General features: G+C 69.7%; 21 protein-coding genes. 12 read left to right on the top strand and 9 right to left on the bottom strand.

The annotated features are described in order from the left end of the window. From QHG49_RS29485 to QHG49_RS29460, 6 genes are all read right to left on the bottom strand, one after another. A complete protein-coding gene (locus QHG49_RS29485) occupies positions 1 to 1,941 on the bottom strand; it encodes an AAA family ATPase (RefSeq protein ID WP_301491871.1) in 1,941 nt (646 codons plus the stop codon). A gap of 1 nt (position 1,942) precedes the next feature. Continuing rightward, positions 1,943 to 2,515 (bottom strand): hypothetical protein, encoded by a 573-nt coding sequence (locus QHG49_RS29480; RefSeq protein ID WP_301491870.1) that lies wholly within the window; start codon positions 2,513 to 2,515, stop codon positions 1,943 to 1,945. After that, complete coding sequence (locus QHG49_RS29475; RefSeq protein ID WP_301491869.1) at positions 2,512 to 3,879, bottom strand: dsDNA nuclease domain-containing protein; 1,368 nt, start codon at positions 3,877 to 3,879, stop codon at positions 2,512 to 2,514. The genes QHG49_RS29480 and QHG49_RS29475 overlap by 4 nt, the downstream gene beginning before the upstream one ends. A 1,251-nt stretch (positions 3,880 to 5,130) precedes the next feature. Then, positions 5,131 to 6,162 (bottom strand): ATP-binding protein, encoded by a 1,032-nt coding sequence (locus QHG49_RS29470; protein WP_301491867.1) that lies wholly within the window; start codon positions 6,160 to 6,162, stop codon positions 5,131 to 5,133. Then, positions 6,159 to 8,240, bottom strand: coding sequence for a Mu transposase C-terminal domain-containing protein (locus QHG49_RS29465; protein WP_301491866.1), 2,082 nt, complete (start codon positions 8,238 to 8,240; stop codon positions 6,159 to 6,161). Before QHG49_RS29465 ends, QHG49_RS29470 begins: the two co-directional genes overlap by 4 nt. Continuing rightward, complete coding sequence (locus tag QHG49_RS29460) at positions 8,228 to 8,968, bottom strand: TnsA-like heteromeric transposase endonuclease subunit (protein ID WP_301491865.1); 741 nt, start codon at positions 8,966 to 8,968, stop codon at positions 8,228 to 8,230. The genes QHG49_RS29465 and QHG49_RS29460 overlap by 13 nt, the downstream gene beginning before the upstream one ends. 193 nt (positions 8,969 to 9,161) lie before the next feature. Between QHG49_RS29460 and gcvH the strand changes: the two genes are divergently transcribed. Further along, positions 9,162 to 9,545, top strand: a complete 384-nt coding sequence (gene gcvH / locus QHG49_RS29455; protein WP_159699419.1) for a glycine cleavage system protein GcvH — start codon at positions 9,162 to 9,164, stop codon at positions 9,543 to 9,545. Positions 9,546 to 9,651: 106 nt separating this feature from the next. Then, positions 9,652 to 10,479 (top strand): PhzF family phenazine biosynthesis protein, encoded by an 828-nt coding sequence (locus tag QHG49_RS29450; protein ID WP_301491863.1) that lies wholly within the window; start codon positions 9,652 to 9,654, stop codon positions 10,477 to 10,479. Positions 10,480 to 10,491: 12 nt separating this feature from the next. Here the strand turns inward: QHG49_RS29450 and QHG49_RS29445 are convergent, their stop codons facing one another. Together QHG49_RS29445 and QHG49_RS29440 are read right to left on the bottom strand one after the other, a co-directional pair. Continuing rightward, a complete protein-coding gene (locus QHG49_RS29445; RefSeq protein ID WP_145486211.1) occupies positions 10,492 to 11,289 on the bottom strand; it encodes a CPBP family intramembrane glutamic endopeptidase in 798 nt (265 codons plus the stop codon). A gap of 138 nt (positions 11,290 to 11,427) precedes the next feature. After that, a complete protein-coding gene (locus QHG49_RS29440) occupies positions 11,428 to 12,945 on the bottom strand; it encodes a glutamate--cysteine ligase (RefSeq protein ID WP_301491862.1) in 1,518 nt (505 codons plus the stop codon). A 567-nt stretch (positions 12,946 to 13,512) separates the two neighbouring features. On the opposite strand from QHG49_RS29440, the gene QHG49_RS29435 reads away from it, so the two are divergent. The 6 genes from QHG49_RS29435 (at position 13,513) to QHG49_RS29410 (ending at position 18,654) form a co-directional block, all read left to right on the top strand. Continuing rightward, positions 13,513 to 14,100, top strand: coding sequence for a hypothetical protein (locus tag QHG49_RS29435; RefSeq protein WP_301491861.1), 588 nt, complete (start codon positions 13,513 to 13,515; stop codon positions 14,098 to 14,100). Between the two features lie 217 nt (positions 14,101 to 14,317). After that, positions 14,318 to 14,524 carry a DUF5999 family protein gene (locus tag QHG49_RS29430; protein WP_145486255.1) on the top strand — a complete coding sequence of 69 codons (207 nt, stop codon included), beginning with the start codon at positions 14,318 to 14,320 and terminating at the stop codon, positions 14,522 to 14,524. Between the two features lie 153 nt (positions 14,525 to 14,677). Further along, positions 14,678 to 15,208: a universal stress protein gene (locus tag QHG49_RS29425; RefSeq protein ID WP_159699428.1), complete on the top strand. Its 531-nt coding sequence runs from the start codon at positions 14,678 to 14,680 to the stop codon at positions 15,206 to 15,208. A 237-nt stretch (positions 15,209 to 15,445) separates the two neighbouring features. Next, complete coding sequence (locus QHG49_RS29420; protein ID WP_145486215.1) at positions 15,446 to 16,006, top strand: hypothetical protein; 561 nt, start codon at positions 15,446 to 15,448, stop codon at positions 16,004 to 16,006. A 271-nt stretch (positions 16,007 to 16,277) separates the two neighbouring features. Then, positions 16,278 to 18,236: an amino acid transporter gene (locus tag QHG49_RS29415; protein ID WP_301491858.1), complete on the top strand. Its 1,959-nt coding sequence runs from the start codon at positions 16,278 to 16,280 to the stop codon at positions 18,234 to 18,236. Positions 18,237 to 18,258: 22 nt separating this feature from the next. Beyond that, complete coding sequence (locus QHG49_RS29410; RefSeq protein WP_159699431.1) at positions 18,259 to 18,654, top strand: molybdopterin-binding protein; 396 nt, start codon at positions 18,259 to 18,261, stop codon at positions 18,652 to 18,654. Between the two features lie 59 nt (positions 18,655 to 18,713). On the opposite strand, the gene QHG49_RS29405 is transcribed toward QHG49_RS29410, so the two are convergent. Beyond that, complete coding sequence (locus QHG49_RS29405; protein ID WP_236576235.1) at positions 18,714 to 19,181, bottom strand: molybdopterin-dependent oxidoreductase; 468 nt, start codon at positions 19,179 to 19,181, stop codon at positions 18,714 to 18,716. A 206-nt stretch (positions 19,182 to 19,387) separates the two neighbouring features. Here QHG49_RS29405 and modA point away from each other — a divergent pair, with 206 nt between their 5' ends. The 4 genes from modA (at position 19,388) to QHG49_RS29385 (ending at position 22,751) form a co-directional block, all read left to right on the top strand. Continuing rightward, positions 19,388 to 20,209 (top strand): molybdate ABC transporter substrate-binding protein, encoded by an 822-nt coding sequence (gene modA / locus QHG49_RS29400; RefSeq protein ID WP_159699437.1) that lies wholly within the window; start codon positions 19,388 to 19,390, stop codon positions 20,207 to 20,209. Beyond that, positions 20,206 to 21,117 carry a molybdate ABC transporter permease subunit gene (gene modB / locus QHG49_RS29395; RefSeq protein ID WP_370530519.1) on the top strand — a complete coding sequence of 304 codons (912 nt, stop codon included), beginning with the start codon at positions 20,206 to 20,208 and terminating at the stop codon, positions 21,115 to 21,117. Before modA ends, modB begins: the two co-directional genes overlap by 4 nt. Before the next feature lie 79 nt (positions 21,118 to 21,196). Beyond that, complete coding sequence (locus QHG49_RS29390) at positions 21,197 to 22,303, top strand: ABC transporter ATP-binding protein (protein WP_301491854.1); 1,107 nt, start codon at positions 21,197 to 21,199, stop codon at positions 22,301 to 22,303. 28 nt (positions 22,304 to 22,331) lie between these two features. After that, positions 22,332 to 22,751: a molybdopterin-binding protein gene (locus QHG49_RS29385; RefSeq protein WP_301491853.1), complete on the top strand. Its 420-nt coding sequence runs from the start codon at positions 22,332 to 22,334 to the stop codon at positions 22,749 to 22,751. Positions 22,752 to 22,756 lie beyond the last annotated feature (5 nt).

Genomic DNA, 22,756 nt, shown 5'->3' with positions numbered 1-22,756 from the left:
TCAGTCCAGCGTCTGGTTTTCGATGCGGGTCACACGATCGGGGCCCGGATGATCGACGCCGGGCACCATGGGGTTCTCGTAGTCGAACTCCACCTTGCCGAAAGAGTCGCTGGTGATTGGCGGAGGGTCGTTGTCGGCGATGATCAGTTGAAGGCGCTCACCGTATGCGTCGGCCATCGTCCGAAAGCGGCTGTAGATATCTGTAGCGCGTTGCCGGTCGGAGTCGTTGTTGCCGAAGGCCTTGCGGGGCGAGTCGATAACAAGGAGGGATGGCACGAGAACGTCGGCGTGGTCGAGACCGAAGGCAAGAAGAGTCAGGCTGTAGGCGAGGCTGACGGAGGTGGCGATGCCGCCGCCGGAGGCCTGCAAGCTCTCGAAGGGTTGTCCGTTGACCACGGGCAGGTAGGTGTCGCGGTCGATGACGGCCGTGTCGACCCACGGCAGGTTCCAGCTGGTGAGCAGTTGCCCGAATTCGGTGCTGAGGTCACCGAGCAATGTCTGGCTGGCCTTGAGCTGCTCCGACTTTTCCTTGATGTCCTTGTTGACCTGCCGCCGCTCCGCTCTGATGTCGCGGATGTCCTTGTCGATGGCGCGTACCCGGGCCCAGGAATCCCGCAGCTGGGTGATGGCGTCGATACTGGCTTTGAGCGTGGCAACGCGCGTGCTCGCATCGGTAATTGCGTCGAAGCGTGGAGCGACCGCATCGCGGGTCTGGGCGTCAAGCTGCCGACGCAAGCTGGTAACAGCGAAGTTCAGCTGCTGCGACCGCTGCCGTGAGGCTTGCAGGTGCGCCTCGTCCGACTGCTCGATGTGCCGCGCGTCCTCAAGTTGTTGCTGCAGGGCAGTGCGTGTTTCTTCGATGGCCGCCGGGTCGACGTCGGCCTCGGCGGGATCGGGCTGGAGGCAGACGATGCAGTGGTCATCTGCCACGGTCCGTGTGGTCAGGGACTGCATACAGCGCGGACAGACGACGAATTCGAACGGGGACAGCTGGTCGATGGCGGTGGCCGACCGTGCGAGACGGGATAGGTCGAGCTGGACTTGGGCGACCACCGCACGTCGTGCCTCTACGAGGTCGGCGGCCGCGGAGACTTCCTCCCCGGCCTGCCGTGCGGCGTGGATCGCGGCCTGCAGTTCCTCCCGCAGTGCGCTGTCGGCGGCCGTCTGTTCCTCCAGTTCGGTGCGGAGACTCGCCAGCGCGGACTTGGCCCGTCCCAGAGTGTCGCGCAGCTGCGCGAGCTCGGCCCGCAGCTCGTCGTCGCTGCGGGGATCGGAGGCGGCCAGGAACTGGCCGACGTTGTCGTGCTCGGCGGTTCGGGCCTTCAGCCTGTCCGTGAGCTGGCCCGCGGTGCGCTTGAGCTCCAGCAGCACGCTGTCGGTCAGCGCGAACATCAACCGGAAGAGCTCTTTGCGCTTGGGCTCGAACCAGGAGTCCAGGTGGCCGACGACCTGGCGGTCGATCTCGCGCGCCTGGAGATAGACGTAGGTGTACAGGTCGTTGAAGGTGAGGTTCTGCTGCCGCGATACTCCCTCACGGCGCGCAGCGATCTGTACGCGGGGAAAGCCAAGAGCGTCCAGCAGGTGGTCGGAGAGCGTTGTTCCACCGCTCTCCGTGTTGCGCAGGGGCAGGGTGCGCTCAAGGGCGAGGGAGTGCGGGTCAAGGAGGTCGACGGTGTCGACGGTGTCACCCCCGATGGTGCGTCGCAGGACGATGCGTTCGGTGCCGGCCACGACCTCGGCCTGGACGGACAGGACGTGGTCGCGGACGGCCGGGGTGAGCATGGCGGTGCCGCCGAGGGCGTGCTTGAAGAGCATCAGCAGGCTGGACTTGCCGGTCCCGATGGGGCCGGTGATCACGGTGGCCGGGCGGTTGAAGCGGTAGGTCTTCTCCGTCTCGGCGGTGGTGACCGTCAGGGAGAGGATGCGCAGGTCGACGGCCATGTCAGATCTCCGTCCGCCAGGGTCGGTCCACCGCGTCGGGCAGGCGGTCGTAGATGAGGTTCTTCAAAGCCGATCCTGTTTTGTTGAAATGCTTCTTGAGTAGCTTGATCCGGCTGGCGACTACTGCCCATTCCGGCGTGGCGGCCAGGGCGGCAGCGGCAGTGGCGCCTTGCTCGGTGACGCGGAATTCGGCTCGGGCCGTGTCACCGTAGGTGATCAGGCCGCGGGCGGCGAGGGAGCCCAGGATGCTGTAGTAGCGCTGGTCCCAGGGCCCGTACTTGTAGCGGGTCATCCGGCTCTCCACCGCCAGACGCTCCTCCGGGGACGGGGCGGTTCCTTCGGGCCAGGAGGCCTGACCGGCTGGCAAGAGACGCTCCAGCATGGCCGGGTAGCGCAGCAGAAAGTCGAGCTTGGCGAGCTTAGTCAGACCCGCGAGGCAGCTCTTGGCGGTGGTGAACTGCGCAATGAGCAGGAGAACTCGCGCTTCGTGATACTGGCTCTCGCGCTGCTCGGCCTGCCGCTGCCGGGTGCGCATGCGGACTGCCGCAGCCTCGAAGTCGGCGCTCGGCGTCATGACGCTTCACCGTCCGCATCGAAGTTCTCGGAGAAGTAGAAGAGGCATTCGTCGCACAGCTGGTAGGCCAGCCCCAGCAGATGCTGGTTTTTCACCAGGAATGGCGGCGGCGTGGACAGCCCGTCGACTTTGAGTCGCTGGGTGAGCAGGTCATTCATGGTGCTGCCGTACGCGCTGCCGTCCTGGATCTGTGAGCGGGCGTGGCGCTTGCACTCGAAGACGACTTCCAGTACGTCCGTGGACAAGTTCAGCAGATCGGTGTCATCTCCGGCCAGGCCGGAGCGCCGCTCGGACCATGTGGCGTACCACGCTGAGCGGAGCCGCTCCGCGAACGCCGCTTCATCCGAGGGGACCAGGCCGCGCAGCAGCTTGCGGTTGAGCTTGGCGCCCCCCGGTGCCACCAGGGGGACCTGGCCCCGTGGGAACGTGGCTAGTTGGGCCGATGCGTACGCTATCTCTGCACGGAGGACGTCGCGGGTGATGCTCCGGCGCCCAATGCGCTGCTGCATCTGCGTGCTGTAGCGGACGCGGCTCGGATCGGCGATGTAGGCGGCAAGTTGGCCGCGGTCGCTCTCATCGCGGTTGGCGCTCTCGATCCGGTCCACGATGTTCCGGTAGGTGGCCTCCGTGTCGACGTGCGCCAGCTGCAGTTGCTCGACGGCGGGTACCAGAAGACTCTGAATGTTGACGTCGGTGATGTACGCGCGCTGCGGCGGATCACACGAGATCTCTAGGACCGTGAGGAATTGTCTGACCTTGTCCGCGAAGCCTGCCGGAATCTGGATGTCTGCGAGTGGCACTTTGGGCGTTTCAGGGACGTTGTCATAGGGCTCTTCCCAGCGCACCTTCAACATCTGGCGGGCGATCGTGTCGACCATGGCCGACAGGCCGTCGGTGATTTCAGGCCCCGGCCCGCACATCCGAGTCAGGCGGTCGGCATTGTCCTTGGCTGGGCTCATGGCCGCGTTGGTGGCCAGCCGGAGCCGCACGTTCGCGGCGCACTCGCAGGCGCACCAGCGGTCGAAGAGATGGGTAAGACCGCCGCTCTTGCACAACTTGACGAGTGTCCAGGTGCCTTGGTTCTCTTCGCGGTGCTTGACCGATACGAGTTCCACGGAGCCGTCGGTGAATGCCACCACGAAGTCTTCGTGCCATTCACAGACGATGAAGTCGATCGCGTCTTGCGTGAGCATGGCCAGACAGTCCCGCGCGGCTACTTCCGCTTGGTAGCGGTAGCGGCCCAACGTATCCGAGCCGCTGTCTTCGCCCGGGGCGAGCCTGAAGATCGCGTGCGTCGAACCGTCCGGACCCGTGGCAGTTGCAGGGCGCTCGGCCCTGGTGGCTCCGCCCGACGCATCGACCATCAACGTCCCCCGCTCCCGCCCCGTATGAGGGCGCGTTCTTTTCCACGTCCACTCCGCCAACAGACGTGAAGATCCCTACCCGTATCACACTCCAGGGTCGCCGCGTAACTGTCCGTCGCGTGATCGTGTGGGAGATGTCATTTCGCTCGCCCCGCTAGCCGGTGTCCTTCAGATGCTCGCTCCAGCGATCAAGAAGCTTGCGCCACGCGGACTTCCTCGGCGCCTACGAAGGGGCCGTGGTGAAGCAGGCTCGACAGAGCGCCCTGTTGGCTGACCCGTCCGCCGACCTGGCCCCGGCGCGCGGCTGGCGACTTCACGGACGACGTACCGGCCGCTCAGGTCCGCGGGAAGCGAGGTCATCCGGCCACGTTCAGAGCACGGCCTAACTTCGTCGCGGCTGCTCAGGCCAGCCGCGGGACAACCGGTAGCACTTGCGCGAGCACCATCGCCGAGTCCAGCCGTCCTTGCGGCGGTCAATGGGTTTCTGGCACTGGCCGCACGACACCGGCCCAAAGAAGATGGATGGGTCAGTACCCCCAGACGACCATGTTCGGCAACGGCGGCTGCACCAGCGGCGAGGGGGATCGGCTAGCGACTTCGCTTCTATCGGTATGCCGCAGAACACGCATGTCCTGGAAGGCAAGGGAAGCCCGTCCCTCTCGATCAGCAGGTCCCAGCGGGAGACCTGCAGTTCGCATGTCTCCGAGCAGGTACGCTTGGCGATTTGAGGGGCTGGCGGCATGGGACCTTCGCAAGCGGCGCAATCGCGGAATGGCTGCTGGTCAGCCGCGTCCTCTTCGCGGGAACGACGTTCGATGTAGGCCACTCTGCGGCAGGCAGAGGAACAGAGCCGGTGACGTTGACCGAACTGGATCTTCATCGGCTGCCGGCAGATTCGGCAGGGTTCCACGACTGGATGCTTCTGAGGGACGCGGCATCGAGTCGAGCAGTAAACGGGCATGACGCCGAACGTGCGGGTGACCGCGAAGTCGGAGCCGCATCTCTTGCACTTGACGGTGTCAAGCGTCTTCCGTAGCTGTTCGGGGTCACGGCCGGTGACGGCGGCGATCCGTGCCCAAGTTGGACGGCCCTGATATCTGGGCGGTCCTGCGAGGAAGCGCCGCAGGTAGGCGGGCGGAAGGCAGTTGGCGCGGGCAAGGCGGGCGACGAAGGGGTAGCAGCCTTCACCGGCAATCGGCCGGACCTGGAAGGGAAGCTTGGTGATCGGCTCGCTGTCCACGGTGGGGTGGGTCACTTGTCCGCGTCCGAGAGGCCGCCGGGGTGCCTGCCACGGGAGGCGATGTCCAGGTCGACCGCCAGCAGGCCGGGCTTGGTGATCTTCTCAGCGCCGGTGAGGATGGCATCCACGGCAGCTCCGCGGAGTTGATGGGAAAGGGTGCCGATCATGCCGCCTGTTCGGGTGTGCAGGAAGCGGTCCAAGCGAGTCAGGGTGCCACGTGTGTGCTCGTGCAGCAGCAGGTTCGCCTCCATCTGCGCGACCAGGCCCTTCCATTCCTTGTTGTACGGGAAGGGGTGGGTGGCCACCGAGGTGAAGCGGGCGGCGATCTGGTCGCCGCGGGTACCGGACAGCAGGCCGCTGCCTTCGATGTCGATGCCGGCGTAGGCGAACGTCGCGGGGATGCGCTCGGAGAAGTACTTGAGTGTGTCGGACGCCTCGGCTCCCGTGCGGGTGTGCAGTGAGGTGTTGTGGATCTCATCGACCAGGACGAGACCGGTGCGGGCCTTGGTGCAGACTCCGACCACGGCTTCGGTGAGGTCGGTGATGTTGGAGCTTCTCAGGACCGGGAGCCCGAGGAAACGCGCGAACTCAGCCGCGATCATGCGGGGTGTCGCGGCGGGCGGGACGGTGATGTAGATGACCGGTATGCGCTCGTCCTGGCCAGGGTGCCGGCGGCGGTCCTGCAGCTCGTGCGCCAGCCCGAGCTGAGTCAGGGCGATCGTCTTGCCGGTGTTGGCCGGGCCGGTGACGATGAGGCCCCGACGGGCGCTGATGGCGCCCCGGTTGAGGATGACCAGGCGGCGTCCGCAGGTGACGGTGTGCCGGACGGTTGAGGTGGCGACCACCTGCAGGCGGGCATGGTGGTCGAGCCGGTCCTCGTCGTACTGATACCTGTCCTCTTTGGTCAGGGCGTCGTACTCGTCCTGCGTCACCATGGCCATCGGCTCGCTGATCGCCTCCGTGATGAACTTGCGCCAGCCGGGCAGGGCTGTCAGATAGCGGCCGAACTCGTCTTCCGGCTGGTCTGCCAGTGGCGTGCTCACGAACGTCTCCAGGGGTCCTCAAGCGGGTCGAAGATGCCCAGCGGGATCACTTCGGCCATCGTTTCCTCGTCCTCCGCCGGCGGCTCCGGCGAGGGGTGCATCTCCGGTCGCGGCGGAGGCATGGCTGCTGCCGGTGTAGTGGCCTTGGTCCGGGCCGTGACACGACGGTCCGCCTTGGACCGCTTGGCCTTCCGGTTGTTTGCCGCCGGCCGTTCAGGGCCGGCGTGGGCGCGGGTCAGCAGGGCGGAGACGGCCTCGGCGAGTTCTTCCTCCGTGGCCTTGGGCAGCTGGTGGCTGACGTGGTCCCAGGCGAGATCACCGAAGGGAACGGGCGCGCGGTTCAAGTACTTCCAGGTTGCCTGGATCCACTCGCCTTCGCCGCGGTGGTTGCGTACCCAAACGCGGGAGACATCGTAGGGGTCACGGTGGACTTCCCAGAGCCCACGCTTGGTGGTGACCCCTGAGTCGCGCCGTCGCATCGGCCCCAGCTCGGGGGCGTCGTAGGTGCGGTTATTGATCCGAATTCCGTAGGAGTTGACGGCCCGCCAGGCCGCTGGGAGGAGTTCGACGTAATCCTGGCCGCTGAGAGCGACCGGGACGTAGCCGCAGGCCTCGACCAGCGCGGCGTACTTCTGGTTCGGCGTGAACAGCCGGCCCGGATGGTCGGGGTCTCGCAGCCCCTCGTGAGGGCGGTTCTGCCAGTGGGCGACGATCCACTCGTCCAATAGTTCCTGCAGTTCGGGCAGAGCCCACAGGTTCTCGCGCTCCGGATGACGGCCACGGTGGTCGGTGTTGCGGCCGGTGTAGCCGGGGAGGAACTGGGCGAACATCGTGGCGACGGAGCCGAGCATCTTCTCGATGTGGCCCTTTTCGAAGGGCGAGCCCTTGTGCGTGGGCTGGAAGTCGATCTCCAGGAACCGGCAGGAGGCCCGGAAGTTGCGCGAGACGAACACCTTGCCGTGATCGCAGACGATCATCTCTGGGACGATCACCGGCTTGGCTGCCGCGTGCTCCAGACGCTCATCGAGGGTCAGCATCCGGGCATGCGGCAGCACCGAGCGGGACATCTTCAGCGCGTCGACCCAGCCTGGTCTCATCAGCTCCGGGGTGACCGTGCGGGCCAGCAGCACGCTGGCGTCGACGGACTTCGTCGTGGGCCTGAGCACCGCCGCGGCCAGTGTCCTGGTGGCGACGTCGATCATGCCGGTGAGTTCGACCTTGCCGACCACTCCGTTGTCGAGGCGGACTATGACGTCCAGCGGTGTGGAGTCGATCTGCATGACTTCACCCGGAGCCGACACCGTCAACTCACCGAACGGGGCCGCGGCCCCATGGGCCTTCGACCTGCGTGTGACGGCGGACCCGGTCGCATGTGTGCCTGCCGTCAGCTTCGCCACCAGTCGGTAGAGAGTCCGTCGCGAGGGCAACTCAGCCAGGTTCCCGTCATTCTCCCGAATGATCTCCCCGGTCCTCCAGATCAGGTAGGCCCCGTTGCGTGTCGAGGTCTCGACGCCCTCCTTGATCGCCTGCCGCATCGCCTCGACGACGGCGTCGGGCACGTCACCGAACTCCTTGCGCTTGCGGATCGAGCGGTGATCGACCAGCCGAGCCAGGCCGACCAGGCCTTCCTCCGTGTAACGGCGTCGCCGGAGGCCCACCGCTCCGGTCTTGATCTCATGGCCGAGGGCGGCGAGTTCAGCCGCCTTGGCCTTCTGGCGCGAGGTCACCGATGTGCCCGGTCCGTAGCCCGGTCGCGGTGGTGTGCCCGGATCGGTGCCTGGCGGCAGGCCGTGCAGAACCTCAAGGACGTGTCCTTCCCACCACAGTGCCCGCTTCATCACCTCGGGTGCGAAGGTCTCCAACAGACCGGACTGAGGCAGAGGCATGCGTTCGGGCTGGAACAGGACCTCGAAGTCCGCGGTCTCGAACAGGTCGATCAGAGCGACAACGCGGTGCGGTTCCTCGGCGTCCTCCAGCACCGCCGCCCGTGCGGTGACCTCGAGAACACCCCTCACCTGGCCCTCGAACCGGACCCTCTGGCCGACTACCAAGGCCGGCGGCCGCTTCAGGCTGCCCATCGGATTCCCTCCGTCCAGACGAGACTGTCGCTCTCCATCAGTCCTCCCGCGAGATCGGTCCTCAGAGCGCCGGACCACAACAGATGGAACAGCACCGGCAGAACCTGCAACCGGTCTCCGACCAGCCCAGCGCCCTCCCATAGCCCCATCGGTTCGCGGAAGACCTCCAAGAGGCCATTCCTCACCGCCACCGGTCGGCCGCAGCGGACCCGCCGGTATCGGGACAGCCAGCGGATGTTCGCCATGAACACCGGCTCGGGCCGCCCGACCCGCTCGAACTCCCATCCCACGGCCCTGCAGGCATGCTCGGTCGCCTCGAACGCCTGTCGCGTCGCCCCGTCCATCTCGTCCGCAGCACGGACGTCAACGACACGGGCTCGTCCGTCGGACAGCCGGACGAAGTAGTCAGGGGCATGCCGGCGCTTGCGTGTGCCGTCGTGCCAGTGCAGCCAGAACGGCTGCGAGGCGATCGCAACCACCTGAGGATCACGGTCCAGCAAGATCAGTCGGTCCCGCTCCAGCCACGACTCGTAGCCCACGTGATCCCGCAGCGTCGCCGAGTAGTACGAGCCGGCGAACCCGTGACCGCCTTTGTGCCAGCTGAACTCCCGCACCGGGTCCACAGCCTCGAACGGCGTATCCCAGCTAGACCCAAGCGATCGACGTACGAGCGCCCCATTGACGGAAAAGGCCAGGTCAAAGGACGTGAGGGCAGCCGCTTCGAACACGCCAAGAGATGCCCCCACCACGTCCCCCGCCCACCTGTACGCCGAATGATCAACCTGCGATGGCACAAACTAGCGTTGATCATCCTTCGCTGGCAATCGATCAACGATCACTGTCACAGGTCAATCCGCTCGAACCTCGTCCGCGTCGGGCATGCTGAGTCGGCCACGCAAAAGGGACGGATGAGGAGTGAGCATGCCAAACATCCCTGCTGACCTGCGGTTCGCCGAGAGCCACGAATGGGCTCGGCTGGAGGCGGACGGCACGGTGACGACCGGGCTCAGCGATCACGCCCAGCGCGCGCTCGGCGATGTGGTGTTCGTGGAGCTGACGGAGGTCGGCAAGGTCTTCGCGGCCGGTGACCCCGCCGGTGTCGTCGAGTCGGTGAAGGCCGCGTCGGACTTCTACGCGCCGGTCGGCGGCGAGGTGATCGCGGTGAACGAGGAGCTGACCGACAGCCCGGAGCTCATCAACGAGGGGCCGTACGAGGCCTGGATCTTCAAGCTCAGGCCGTCGGACACGTCCGAGCTGGACAAGCTCCTCGACGCCGCCGGCTACCGGGCGGCCATCGGCGACTGACCGCGCCCCGCCGCTCGCACCCCGGTGGCGACGGACGGCGTGAAGCGGGCCGGCACTCCTGAATTGGCCTTGGTCCGGAGGGCTGTGGAGCCGCTAGCTTCGGGGGATGCGGATTCGAATCGTGGACGCCTTCACCGACCGGCCCTTCGCGGGCAACCCCGCCGGCGTGCTCCTCCTGGACGGCGACGGCTTCCCGGCCGACGGCTGGATGCAGAACATCGCCATGGAGGTCAATCACGCCGAGACGGCCTTCGCGCACCGGCTGCCCGCAGGCGGCGACGCCGACTGGGCGCTGCGCTGGTTCACGCCGGTCACCGAGGTGGCGATGTGCGGGCACGCCACGCTGGCCACGGCACATGTGCTGCACACGACCGGCGCGCACGAGGGCCCGGTGCGGTTCGCCACCCGCAGCGGCGTGCTCGTCGCCACGCCCGCCGCGGACGGCGCGATCACCCTCGACTTCCCGACCGCGCCGCTCACCCCCGTCGACGTGCCGGACGGGGTCGCCGAGGCGCTGGGCGCGGAGCCGGTCGCCGCCTTCGACACCGGGGCGGACGTCGGTGACCTGCTGGTGGAGCTGGCGGACGAGGAGACCGTGCGCGGCCTGGCCCCGGACCACAAGGCGCTCGCCGTGTACTCCGCGCGCGGCATCATCGCCACCGCCCGCGCCGACGACCCCGCGGGAGGCTACGACTACCTCTCCCGCTGCTTCTTCCCGAACGTCGGCATCGACGAGGACCCCGTCACCGGCAGCGCCCACACCGCGCTCGCCCCGCACTGGTCCGCCCGCCTCGGCCGCGCCGACCTCACCGGCCTCCAGGCGTCCCCCCGCACCGGCCTGGTGCGCACCGGAGCGCGTGGCGAACGCACCCTGCTCACCGGCCGCGCGGTCACCGTCGTCGAGGGCGAGCTGCACGCCGGCCCGGACGTGTGACCGGAGACCGCCTCAGGCCGTCGGCAGCCAGCCCACCCTGCCCGCGAGGAGCGCGTATCCGACGAACGCGCCGATGTCGAGCAGCGAGTGGGCGACGACCAGCGGTCCGACCCGGCCCCAGCGGCGGTAGAGCCAGACGAACACCACGCCCATCGCCAGGTTGCCGAGGAAACCGCCGACGCCCTGGTAGAGGTGGTACGAGCCGCGCAGGACCGCGCCGGCCACCAGCGCGGTCCCCGGCGCCCAGCCCAACTGGCCCAGCCTGCGCAGCAGATAGCCGACGACGATGACCTCTTCGAGGACCGCGTTCTGCACCGCGGACAGGATCAGCACCGGGTACTTCCACCACACGCCGGGCAGCGCCTCGGGCACCACGGTGAGGTTGAAGCCGAGGCCCCGCGCGGCCAGGTAGAAGGCGATGCCGGTACTGCCGATCACCGCCGCGATCGCCGCGCCCCGGCCGAGGTCGGGCCAGGGCCGGGTGCGGTCGAAGCCGAGGGTGCGCAGGCTCCCGCCCTCGCGGAGCAGGAAGTGGGCGACCAGGGCGACGGGGACCAGCGCGGTGGCGATGCCGAACAGCTGCCAGGCGAGGTCGAGCCAGGGGCGGCCCGGCGCGGCCGAGGCGTTGAGGGTGGCGGCCTGGTCCTTCAGGCCGCCCGGCTTGGTCACCGAGCCGATGAAACTGATCAGCGCGGAGACCCCGCTCGCGCCCAGCGACAGCGCGAGCACGAGGATCGTCTCGTCGCGCAGGATCCGCCGCGTCCGCTGCTCCAGCTCCAGCCCGTCCCCCAACCCGGCCGCCACCTTCACCCCTGCCTCCCACACCTCACGAGCGCCTTGCGCATTGCCCGCAAGGATCGCAGAAGCACCTGGGAGAACCGCGCACCGGGCCGCCGAGCCCGACACCCGGCACCGCCGCCGGCCACGCGTGCGCCGCGAACGGCCCGCTCACCCCGTCGGCACCGCCTCCGGCAGCCCCACCGGCCACATGTGCACCGGCTCCCCCACATGCATCAGCTCGGCGTACCGCCGAGTCGTCGCGGCCAGCGCGGCCTCCCGGGACAGGCCGCCCTCCAGCGCACGGTGGAAGGTCGCGGCCTGCCAGGAGGCGCCGTTGACCCGGCGCCGGCAGCGCTCGTCGATGACACCGAGGTAGAGATCGCGGTCGGCCGCCTCGACGCCCCACGCGTCCAGCCCCGCCGAGGCCAGCGGCAGCAGTTCGTCGCGGACCAGGGTGACCGCGTCGATCTCGCCCGTGCCGCCGTACCGCCCGCGCCGGGGCCAGACGAAGCGGGCGTCGATGCCGTAGCGGCAGGCCGCGTCGAAGTTGGCCTCGGCGGCGTCGAACGGCAGCCGGGTCCACACCGGCCGGGACTCCTCGGCGAAGGCGCGCACCAGGCCGTAGTAGAACGCCGCGTTGGCGATGACGTCGGTGATGGTCGGCCCGGCCGGCAGGACCCGGTTCTCCACCCGCAGATGCGGTACGCCGTCCGCGATGCCGTACACCGGCCGGTTCCAGCGGTAGATCGTGCCGTTGTGCAGCACCAGTTCGGCGAGTTTCGGGGTGCCGCCCGCCGCGATGACCTCCAGTGGCTCCTCGTCGTCGCAGATCGGCAGCAGGGCCGGGAAGTAGCGCAGGTTCTCCTCGAACAGTTCGTACGCCGAGGACACCCACCGCTCGCCGAACCAGGTCCGCGGCCGTACGCCCTGTGCCTGGAGCTCGGGCGGCCGGGTGTCGGTGGACTGGAGGAACAGCGGTGGCCGCGACTCCCGCCACAGCTCGCGGCCGAACAGGAACGGCGAGTTCGCGCCCACGGCGATCTGCGCCGCGCTCGCCGCCTGCGCCGCGTTCCACACGTCCGCGAACCGGCCCGGCGTCACCTGGAGGTGCAGCTGCACGGAGGTGCAGGCGGCCTCCGGGACGATGGACTTGGCGGTGCAGACCAGATGCTCCACGCCCTCGATGTCGAGCCGGAAGTCCTCCCCGCGCGCGGCCACGATCTGGTCGTTGAGCAGGGTGTAGCGGTCGACCTCGGAGAGGTTGGAGGAGACCAGGTCGTCCCGGCCGAGCGTGGGCAGGATGCCGGTCATCACGATGCCCGCGTCGACCTCCCCGGCCTTGCGGTCCGCATAGGCGAGCGAGGTCCGCAGCTCCTCGGCGAGGCGGTCGAAGACGCGGCCGCCGAGCCGGTGCGGGGCTATGTTCACCTCCAGGTTGAACATCGCGAGTTCCGTCTGGAAGTCACGGCTCGCGATGCGTTCGAGCACTTGGCCGTTCAACATTTTCGGCATGCCGTCAGGCCCGGCGAGATTCAATTCGATCTCGACGCCCATGAGGTTCCTGGGGCGGTCGAATCGCTTCTCGGCCAGCAGCCGCTCCAGCCCCGTCAAGCACTTCTGGAGCTTTTCGCGATAGCGCTGGCGATCGGACAGGTCGAACTGCCCTGCCACGACCTTCTCCCCCATCTAAGTGTCCCTCCTCGGATGGGCGGGCCGGCGTTCCGGCCGCCGGGCCTCCCGGGTCAGGTGGAGTAATGCCCAGTGAAAGCGATCGATAACGTCCCGCGCCACCCGGACGCCCGCTACGCTGTCGGAATGTTCCCTGCGGCACATTCACGGGGCATGTCGCGAGCGCACCTTCGGGTGCCCCGAACGCCTCGTGAAAAACGCCGATGACTTTCGGCCGTCCGCGAGCGGAGGGTAGGGCGAGGTCAACGCCGTGTGACCGCCCGTAAACCGGGATGATTTCCGCGAATCAGCGGCCCATTCATGTCTTGTGGGGCCCGCCGCATTGGGATAGATGAAACACCGCCTGAACACATGTCGTATAAACTTCGTCCACAAGGCGGGAGGGTGGCGCCCTCGGTCCTGGTCCTGCCGCATTCCTGCCGCTCCGGTTGACGGGCGGCGGAGCGCGCCGCACCCTCGTTCTCCACCGACCGGCCCCCACCTCTCCGGCCTTCCGTGAGCAGACAGCGCCGTCCGCCCCACCTCCCTCGCGCCCCGCGCCTGTCACATGAGAGGCGACCCACCATGCCGCTTCACGTTGCCCCTGCCCCCGCGCCCGCCCTGCGCTCCGTCCTCACCGCCCTGGGCTCGCCGACCGCGGTCCGTGAGGCCCGCACCCCCTCCCTGCGTGCCGCGCAGGGTCCAGCGACTCCTGAACTCCCTTTGCCCGTCCATGTGCTGGACCGCATAACACCGCAGGGCCTGTCCGCCACCCGGCTGGCGGGCTGGCGCTTCCTGATCCGCTGCGGCGACCGGGCGGTGGCCGCGGCGGAGACCATGCTCACCCCCGACGGCTGGGCCTTCTCGCACTTCTTCGAGGGCCCGTACGTCGCCTCCACCGAGCTGGCCCTGAAGCAGGCGGAGTCGCTCCAACAGCCTTATCAGCCAAGACTGTTGTCGGTTCCCGGCCTCTACATGCTCACCCTGTGGCTGCACGGCGGCACCACCGCCGACGGTGCGGAGGGGCATCCGGCCGCCACCGATCTGCTGGTGCCGCTCGCCCCGGCACCGCCCGGCATCGCGGCGCACCGGCCGCACCCGGTCGCCGATCTGGTGCCGGTGCTGACCCTGCGGGCCACCCGGCTCCCCCTGCTCGGCTCACCGGCGGCCTGACCCGGACCCCGGACGGACTAGTCCACCTCGGCCAGGGCGAACCATCCGAATTGACAGGGTAGTTGGGCTGAACCGTCCGCCCGGGTGACGCGTCCTCAACCTGTGGGAAGCGGTGCCTCGAAATCCCTGCGGATCGAGTCCCGTGGGGCAACACTGGGTTCCGAACGACTGCATGACGGGGGACGCCATGACCACCACAGAGCGAGAGATCCCATTCATGTGCCAGCACCAGCCACCGTGCCCGCCAGCAGAGTCCGCCGACCGGGAGTCCGCCCGTCTCGTGGCGCACCACCCGGAACAGGGGTGGAGCCTGCTGTGCAACGGTGTCCTGTTCTTCGAGGACACCGGTGAGCTGCTGCCCGACGGTCGCGTCATCGCCCCGCACCGCCCGCTCGGGGCGGACGAGGTGATGAGCGCCGCCTGACCGAGGCGGCGCCGCGAGGACGGCGAGGACCCGAGGGGCCGGCCGCACCCATCCGGTGCGGCCGGCCCCGACGCGTCCCCGGCTGGTCGTATCCCCGCCGCGGGGGTGGGATGGAAGGAGACGGCGCGGGACACCGGTGAGGAACGGTGAGTCATGTCCGGTTACGACGCCTCGGCGGTCGGACGTGTGGTGGTCGGGGTGAGCGGCTCCCTGGGCAGCGTCACGGCGCTGCGGCGGGCCGGGGCGCTCGCCCGCCGGCTGGGGGCCGAGCTGTGGCCGGTGCTGGCGTGGGAGCCGCCGGGCGGCGATCCGGCCACCCGCCGCTCGCCCGCCGCGGCCGTGCCCGACGAGGAGTGGCAGCGGCTGGCCGGGGGCCGGCTGATCGCGGTCCTGGAGGAGATCTTCGGCGACCGGGGGCCCGGGGTGCCGATCCACGCCCTCGTCGTCCGCGGCACCCCCGGCCGGGCGCTGGTGGCGATCGCGGACCGCGAGGACGATCTGCTGGTCGTGGGCGGGGGCCGGCGCGGCCTCCAGCGCGCCTTCTCCGGCCGGGTCCGCCGGCACTGCCTCGCCCACGCCGGCTGCCCGGTGCTCGCCGTACCGCCGTCCCCGCTGGAGTCGCAACTGGTCGCGGTCCACCGGCGCAACGCCTGGCATCTGCCCATGGACACCCGGGGACTGTGAGCGCCCGGGCCTCGCGCGAGAGCCCCGTGAGCAGACCCCGCCGTGCCCCGCATAAGCCCCACCGAGGTCCCGACGAGGCCCGTCGCGACCCACCCAGGTCCACCCGAGGTCCCGCCCGAGGTTCCCCGCCGGGTGGCGCACGCCGTCGTAGGAGACCCGTCAAGAATCCGGCCCCACCCATCAGAGCGCCGTCAAGGCATTGTGCCGTTCGCCCCGCGACTGTCTAACGTCGAGGTCATGGAGCACAGCGACGACACACGGGCCCGGGTGACGAGCCCGCAGCCACCACCCACCGCCACCACCGTCGCGTACGACCACGAGTGGGCCGGCGAGGTGCGCACCGCCGTGCGCTGCGCCGCCGCCCTGCTCGCGCTGCTGCTGTTCATCGACGGCGCGGCCGGCTCCCTCACCTGGTGGCGGGGCCTGCTCTGGTCCGCCGTGGCCCTGCTCCTGCTGCTCGTCCTGTTCCCGGCCAAGGTGTCCGCCGGTGACGGCTGGCTGGCCAGCAGGCGGCTGCTGCGCGCCCGCCGGGTCCATACCGATCTGCTGGTCGCGGTGCGCCCGCTGGACGGCGTCAGCCAGCGGCTGGTGCTGCGCGACCTGCTGGGGAACCGGGTGGAGATCGACCCGGAGGTGCTGGTGCGCAACCCCGCCGTGTGGCACCGGCTCGACGACGGCGCCCGCCACTCCCTGGCCGGCGGCACCCTGCGCTGCGGCACCACCGACCTCGAACAGCTCGCCCGCCGACTGGACCGCGAGACGGCCCTGGCGGTCTTCCGGGCATCCGGACTGGAGTGACCGTGCCCCCGACGAACCCCGCGCGCGATGACACTCGGTGGCCGCTGACCCCCAGGGGGTGCCCCTCGCCACTCGATCGGCCCAGCTCCCGGTGACCCGCTCCTGCCTCGGCCTCTTGATGCGCCACTGATGGCACCGCGCCATTCTTAACGCAAGATTGACGCCTCCCCAGCCCCGATCCGGAGGCCCAGGCGTCACGCTCTGCATACGCTGGTGCCGCCGTCCGTGGGATGGCCGAAAAAGAGCTGAGCCCCACATCAGGAGCGCCCCGATGGCCACGACCGAACACCCTCCCAGTACCGGTCGCCTGCGCGCCTGGATGCTGGAGGGCCTGTCCGACATGGGCAAGAGCGGAGGCCACACCGGACCGCACGCCCAGCCGGAGCCCCCGCACAAGGGGCAGCGCTGGTGGCGGGTGATGTGCCTGACGGGTGTCGACTACTTCTCCACCCTCGGTTATCAGCCGGGCATCGCGGCGCTCGCGGCCGGTCTGGTCTCCCCCATCGCGACCATCGTGCTGGTGCTCGTCACCCTGGCGGGCGCGCTTCCGGTGTACCGGCGGGTGGCCGAGGAGAGCCCGCGCGGCGAGGGCTCCATCGCCATGCTGGAGCGGCTGCTGTCCTTCTGGAAGGGCAAGCTGTTCGTCCTGACCCTGCTCGGGTTCGCGGCGACCGACTTCCTGATCACCATCACCCTGTCCGCCGCCGACGCCTCCACCCACCTGGTGGAGAACCCGCATCTGACGCACGCCCTCGAAGGCAAGCAGATGCTGATCACGCTGCTGCTGGTGGCGCTGCTCGGCGCGGTGTTCCTCAAGGGCTTCCTGGAGGCCATCGGCGTCGCGTTCGCCCTGGTGGGCGTCTATCTCGCGCTCAACCTGGTCGTGGTGATCGTCGGCCTGTACCACGTGCTCACCGCCGAACACGTGGTCACGGACTGGACCAACGCCCTGACCGTGCAGCACGGGAACGTCTTCGTGATGATCGGCGTGGCCCTGATCGTCTTCCCGAAACTCGCCCTCGGTCTGTCCGGATTCGAGACCGGCGTCGCCGTCATGCCCCACGTCAAGGGCGACCCGGGCGACACCGAGGAGCACCCCACCGGCCGGATCCGGGACACCAAGAAGCTGCTGACGACCGCCGCCGTCATCATGAGCTGCTTCCTGATCACCAGTAGTTTCATCACCACCCTGCTGATCCCGGAGAAGGACTTCAAGCCGGGCGGCCCGGCCAACGGGCGTGCGCTCGCCTATCTCGCGCACCAGTACCTCGGCGGCGCCTTCGGCACGGTCTACGACGTCTCGACCATCGCCATCCTGTGGTTCGCCGGCGCGTCCGCCATGGCGGGCCTGCTCAATCTGATGCCGCGCTATCTGCCCCGGTACGGCATGGCCCCGCACTGGGCGCGCGCGGTGCGCCCGATGGTCATCGTCTTCACCCTGGTCGCGTTCCTGGTGACCTGGATCTTCGACGCCAACGTGGACAAGCAGGGCGGCGCGTACGCCACCGGTGTGCTGGTGCTGATCAGCTCCGCGGCGATCGCGGTGACCATCGCCGCGCGCAAGGCGGGACAGCGCCGCTGGACCGTCGGCTTCGCCGTGATCTCGGTGGTGTTCCTGTACACCACGGTCGTCAACGTCATCGAGCGTCCCGACGGTGTGAAGATCGGTGCCTGCTTCATCGTCGGCATCATCCTGGTCTCGCTGCTGTCCCGGCTGGCCCGCGCCTTCGAGCTGCGCGTGACCAGCGTGACGCTCGATCCCCTGGCGGAACGATTCATCAGGGACATGGCCAGCCGCAAGATGCGGTTCATCGCCAACGAGCCCGGCCACCGGGACAAGGCCGAGTACCGCGACAAGGTCGAGCAGATCCGCGCCGACAACGACATGCCGGAGCAGGAGGACTTCGTCTTCGTCGAGGTCACGGTCACCGACCCGTCCGAGTTCGAGGCGGGCCTGACCGTGCGCGGCGAGGTCCTGCACGAGCGCTACCGGGTGCTGACGCTGGAGTCGGCGTCCATCCCCAACGCCCTGGCGGCGCTGCTGCTGCATGTCCGGGACGTCACCGGCTGCACCCCGCACATCTACTTCGAGTGGACCGAGGGCAGCCCGTTCGCCAACTTCCTGCGCTTCTTCCTGTTCGGGCAGGGCGAGGTCGCGCCGGTCACCCGGGAGGTGCTGCGCGAGGCGGAGCCCGACCGGGAGCGCAGGCCGCGTGTGCACACGGGCTGAGCGGCGCCCTATCGTTCTCGGCATGCAGTCCTACACGATCGGCCAGGCGGCGCGGCTGCTCGGCGTCAGCCCGGACACCGCCCGCCGCTGGGCCGACGCGGGCCGGGTGGCCACCCATCGCGACGAGGCGGGGCGGCGGCTGATCGACGGCCGTGACCTCGCCGCGTTCTCCGTCGAACTGGCCAGGAGCGGCAGCGGCGAGGAGGAGGCCTCCCACACCTCCGTGCGCAACGCCTTCCCCGGCATCGTCACCGCCATCAAGCTGGGCGACGTCGCCGCCCAGGTGGAGATCCAGGCGGGTCCGCACCGGCTGGTGTCCCTGCTGACCCGGGAAGCCGTGGAGGAACTCGGCCTGGAGGTCGGGGTGGAGGCCACGGCCCGGGTGAAGTCGACAAACGTCCATATCGACCGCGTCTGACCGACCGCGACCGACCATACCGACCGATCGCCTCCGGCCGTCTCCCCCCACACCACGTCTCAGGGGACCGCCGCCACCTCCACCGGCGCGCACCGGTAGCTTCCGTCCACCCGGATCGCCGTGATCCCGCTGATGTGCCGGGCCCCGCAGCGGTCCTGGGGCAGCACCAGTTGGGGGCCGGCCGCGTCCAGGGGGGTGCCGTCGATGCTCACGCCCAGCAGGACGGGCGCGTCGGCGAAGTCCGGGTCGATCTCGGCCCAGGACAGCAGCGCGTGGTGGCCGTCGGTGCCGCTGACGGCGATCAGGAAGCGCAGCCGGTCCTTGCGGCGGGCCGGGTCGAAGCCGGGTCCGGCGTCGGCGAGGACGTCGTACAGCCGGGGCCCCGTGAAGCGGTGGTGCTGGGTGCCGCTGGTCGCGCACTCGAAGCTGACGGCCACCTGGTGCTGTGGCCAGCGCAGCAGGTCCGGCACGGTCAGCCGGGAAGGGCGTACGAGATCTCCGCTCAGGGCGAGTCGGGCGAGTGTCACCTGCGACCATCTCCGGCAGGACGGTACCCGCGGCGGAGCACCGTACAAACGCACATGCCAGCCACACCGCGCAAGATCGCAGCTCATGCGATGTGACAAGGGACGTACAGGTGGCAGATGCGGCAGTATCATCGCGGCACGGCAGGTTCGTACAACCGTGCCAGGGCGCGACAGTCGTTCCGCACAACACGAGGAGCAGAACCGTGATGACCCCTTCCGTGCGCCGGACCCGGCGGATGCTTCAGCTGGCCGGTGCGGGAACCGCCGCCCTGTTGACCCTCAGCGCCTGCTCGTCGTCCTCCGGGTCCTCGAACTCGGCGTCGGACACGTCGGGTTCCGCCTCCCCCAAGCTGTCCGGCACGGTCACCGTGTTCGCCGCCGCCTCGCTCCAGGAGAGCTTCACCGCCCTCGGCAAGGAGTTCGAGAAGCAGCACCCGGGCACCAAGGTCACCTTCAGCTTCGGCGGCAGCGACACCCTCGCCGCGAGCATCACCGGTGGCGCCCCGGCCGATGTCTTCGCCGCCGCGAGCCCCAAGACCATGGCCACCGTGACGGACGCCAAGGACGCGGCCGGCGCCCCGGTCACCTTCGTACGCAACCAGCTGGAGATCGCCACCCTGCCCGGCAACCCCGGCAAGGTCGCCTCCCTGAAGGACCTCACCAAGCCCGGTCTGAAGGTCGTCCTGTGCGACAAGACCGTGCCCTGCGGCGCCGCCGCCCAGAAGGCGCTCACCGCCAGCCACCTCAAGCTCACCCCGGTCTCCTACGAGCAGGACGTCAAGAGCGCCCTGAACAAGGTCGAGCTGAAGGAGGCCGACGCGGCGGTGGTGTACAAGACCGATGTGCACGCCGCGGGTGACAAGGTGGAGGGTGTGGAGTTCCCCGAGTCCGCCAAGGCCGTCAACGACTACCCGATCGCCCTGCTGAAGAACGCCAAGAACGCGGAGACCGCCAAGGCGTTCATCGCCCTCGTGCGGTCCGCCGAGGGCCAGAAGGTGCTGAACGGGGCCGGGTTCCTCAAGCCGTGACCCCGCCCGAAGAGCCCGGCGCCGCGACCGGTCCCCGCACGGACCGGCCGCGGCGCCGCCGTGTCGGTACGGGCAGGGCTGCCGGTGAGGGCAGGGGTACGGCGCCCCGTCGCATCCGCGTGGCCGGCCGTCGCGGTGTCCCCCTGCCCCTCCTCCTGCCCGGTGTCCTGGCCCTCGCCTTCCTTCTGCTGCCGCTGCTCGCGCTGCTCGTCCGGGCCCCCTGGCGGAGCCTGCCGAGCCAGCTGACCAGTACCGAGGTGTGGCAGGCGCTCCAGCTGTCCCTGGTCAGCGCCACCCTGGCGACCGCCGTCAGCCTCGTGCTCGGCGTGCCGCTGGCCTGGCTGCTGGCCCGCACGGACTTCCCCGGGCGCGGTCTGGTGCGCGCCCTGGTGACCCTGCCGCTGGTGCTGCCGCCGGTCGTCGGCGGTGTGGCCCTGCTGCTGGCGCTGGGCCGCAACGGCGTCATCGGCAAGTGGCTCGACGCCTGGTTCGGTTTCACCCTGCCGTTCACCACCACCGCGGTGGTGCTCGCGGAGGCGTTCGTCGCGATGCCGTTCCTGGTCATCAGCGTGGAGGGCACCCTGCGCGCCGCCGACCCGCGTTTCGAGGAGGCGGCCACCACGCTCGGCGCCTCCCGTTTCACCGCGTTCCGCCGGGTCACGCTGCCGCTGATCGCGCCGGGTGTCGCGGCGGGCGCCGTACTGGCCTGGGCGCGGGCGCTCGGCGAGTTCGGCGCGACGATCACCTTCGCGGGCAACTTCCCCGGCCGCACCCAGACCATGCCGCTCGCGGTCTACCTCGCCCTCCAGAACGACCCCGAGGCCGCGATCTCGCTGAGCCTGGTCCTGCTGGCCGTCTCCATCGCGGTGCTGGCGGGACTGCGCGACCGATGGCTGACAGGGGTGTGACATGACGGGAGGACGGCGGACCACGCCCACCGAGCGCACCGCATCCACCGGACAGCCACGGCCGAAGGATCCCGCACGTATGACCGACGACGCCCCGGACCTCGACGCCCGGGAACGCGACGCCCAGGCCTCGGAACCGGCGGACCGGCAGGGGCTCGACGCCCGGCTCGTCGTGGACCGGGCCGGCTTCCGGCTGGACGTGGCCCTGACGGCGGCGCCCGGTGACGTGGTCGCGCTGCTGGGCCCCAACGGCGCGGGCAAGACCACCGCGCTGCGCGTCCTCGCCGGTCTGGTGCCGCTGAGCGAGGGCCATCTCCGGCTCGACGGCACCCCGTTGGAGCGCGTACCGCCGGAGTCCCGCCCGGTCGGCGTCGTCTTCCAGGACTACCTCCTCTTCCCGCACCTGTCCGCGCTGGACAACGTCGCGTTCGGGCCGCGCTGCCAGGGCCTGGGCAAGGCGGCGGCGCGTGCGCTGGCCGCGCGCTGGCTGGAGCGCATGGGGCTGGCCGAGCACACGGACGCGAAGCCGCGCCGGCTGTCCGGCGGCCAGGCCCAGCGGGTGGCTCTCGCCCGCGCCCTGGCCACCAAGCCCCGGCTGCTCCTCCTGGACGAGCCGCTGGCCGCGCTCGACGCCCGTACCCGGCTGGAGGTCCGCGCCCAACTCCGGCGCCATCTGGCCGAGTTCGAGGCGGTCGCCGTCCTCGTCACACACGATCCGCTGGACGCCATGGTGCTCGCGGACCGGCTGGTGGTGGTGGAGCACGGCCGGATCGTCCAGGAGGGCGCGCCCGCCGACATCGCCCGCCGCCCGCGCACGGACTACATCGCCCAGCTCGTCGGCCTGAACCTCTACCGGGGCGAGGCCGCGGGCCAGACGGTACGACTGGACGCCGGGCCCTCGATCACCATCACCGAGGAGCTGTCCGGACCGGCCTTCGTCGCCTTCCCGCCCTCGGCCGTGACCCTCTTCCGGGACCGGCCGACCGGGCTCGGCGCCCGCGATCTGTGGCGCTGCGAGGTGGCCGGTCTGGAGACGCACGGCGATCAGATCCGCGCCGATCTCACCGGTGAACTCCCGCTCGCCGCCGACCTCACCACGCTCGCCGCCGCCGACCTGGAACTCCAGCCCGGTGCCGCGGTGTGGGCGACGGTCAAAACGACCCGGACCCACGCATACCCCGCCTGAGCCGACGGGCGCTCTACGGTGGGTGCCCATGACCCTGAGCATCCGCAACCAGCTCCCCGGCAGCGTCACCGCGGTCCACCCGGGCGAGGCCATGGCCACCGTCGAGGTCCGGCTGGAGGGCGGCCAGCACCTCACCGCGGCCATCACCCTGGCGGCCGCCGAGGACCTGGCCCTCGCCCCCGGCACTCCGGTGCGCGCCCTGGTGAAGTCGACCGAGGTCTCCGTCGCCACCCGCCAGGTCGAGGGCCTGTCGATCCGCAACCAGCTGCCCGGCACGGTGGTCGGCCTGACCACCGGCGCCGTCATGGCGACCGTGCGGATCTCCGTCCCGGGCGGCGAACTGACCGCCGCCATCACCCGGGACGCGGCCGTCCAGCTGGGCCTGTTCGTGGGCTCCGACGTGGTCGCCCTGATCAAGGCGACCGAGGTGGCCCTGGAGACGGTGTAGGCGAC

Origin of the sequence: Streptomyces sp. WP-1 (genome assembly GCF_030450125.1) — a bacterium.
In the GTDB taxonomy this organism is placed as follows: domain Bacteria; phylum Actinomycetota; class Actinomycetes; order Streptomycetales; family Streptomycetaceae; genus Streptomyces; species Streptomyces incarnatus.
Note: the sequence above shows the minus strand (reverse complement) of the source record. Positions and strands in the feature narration are given on the sequence as shown.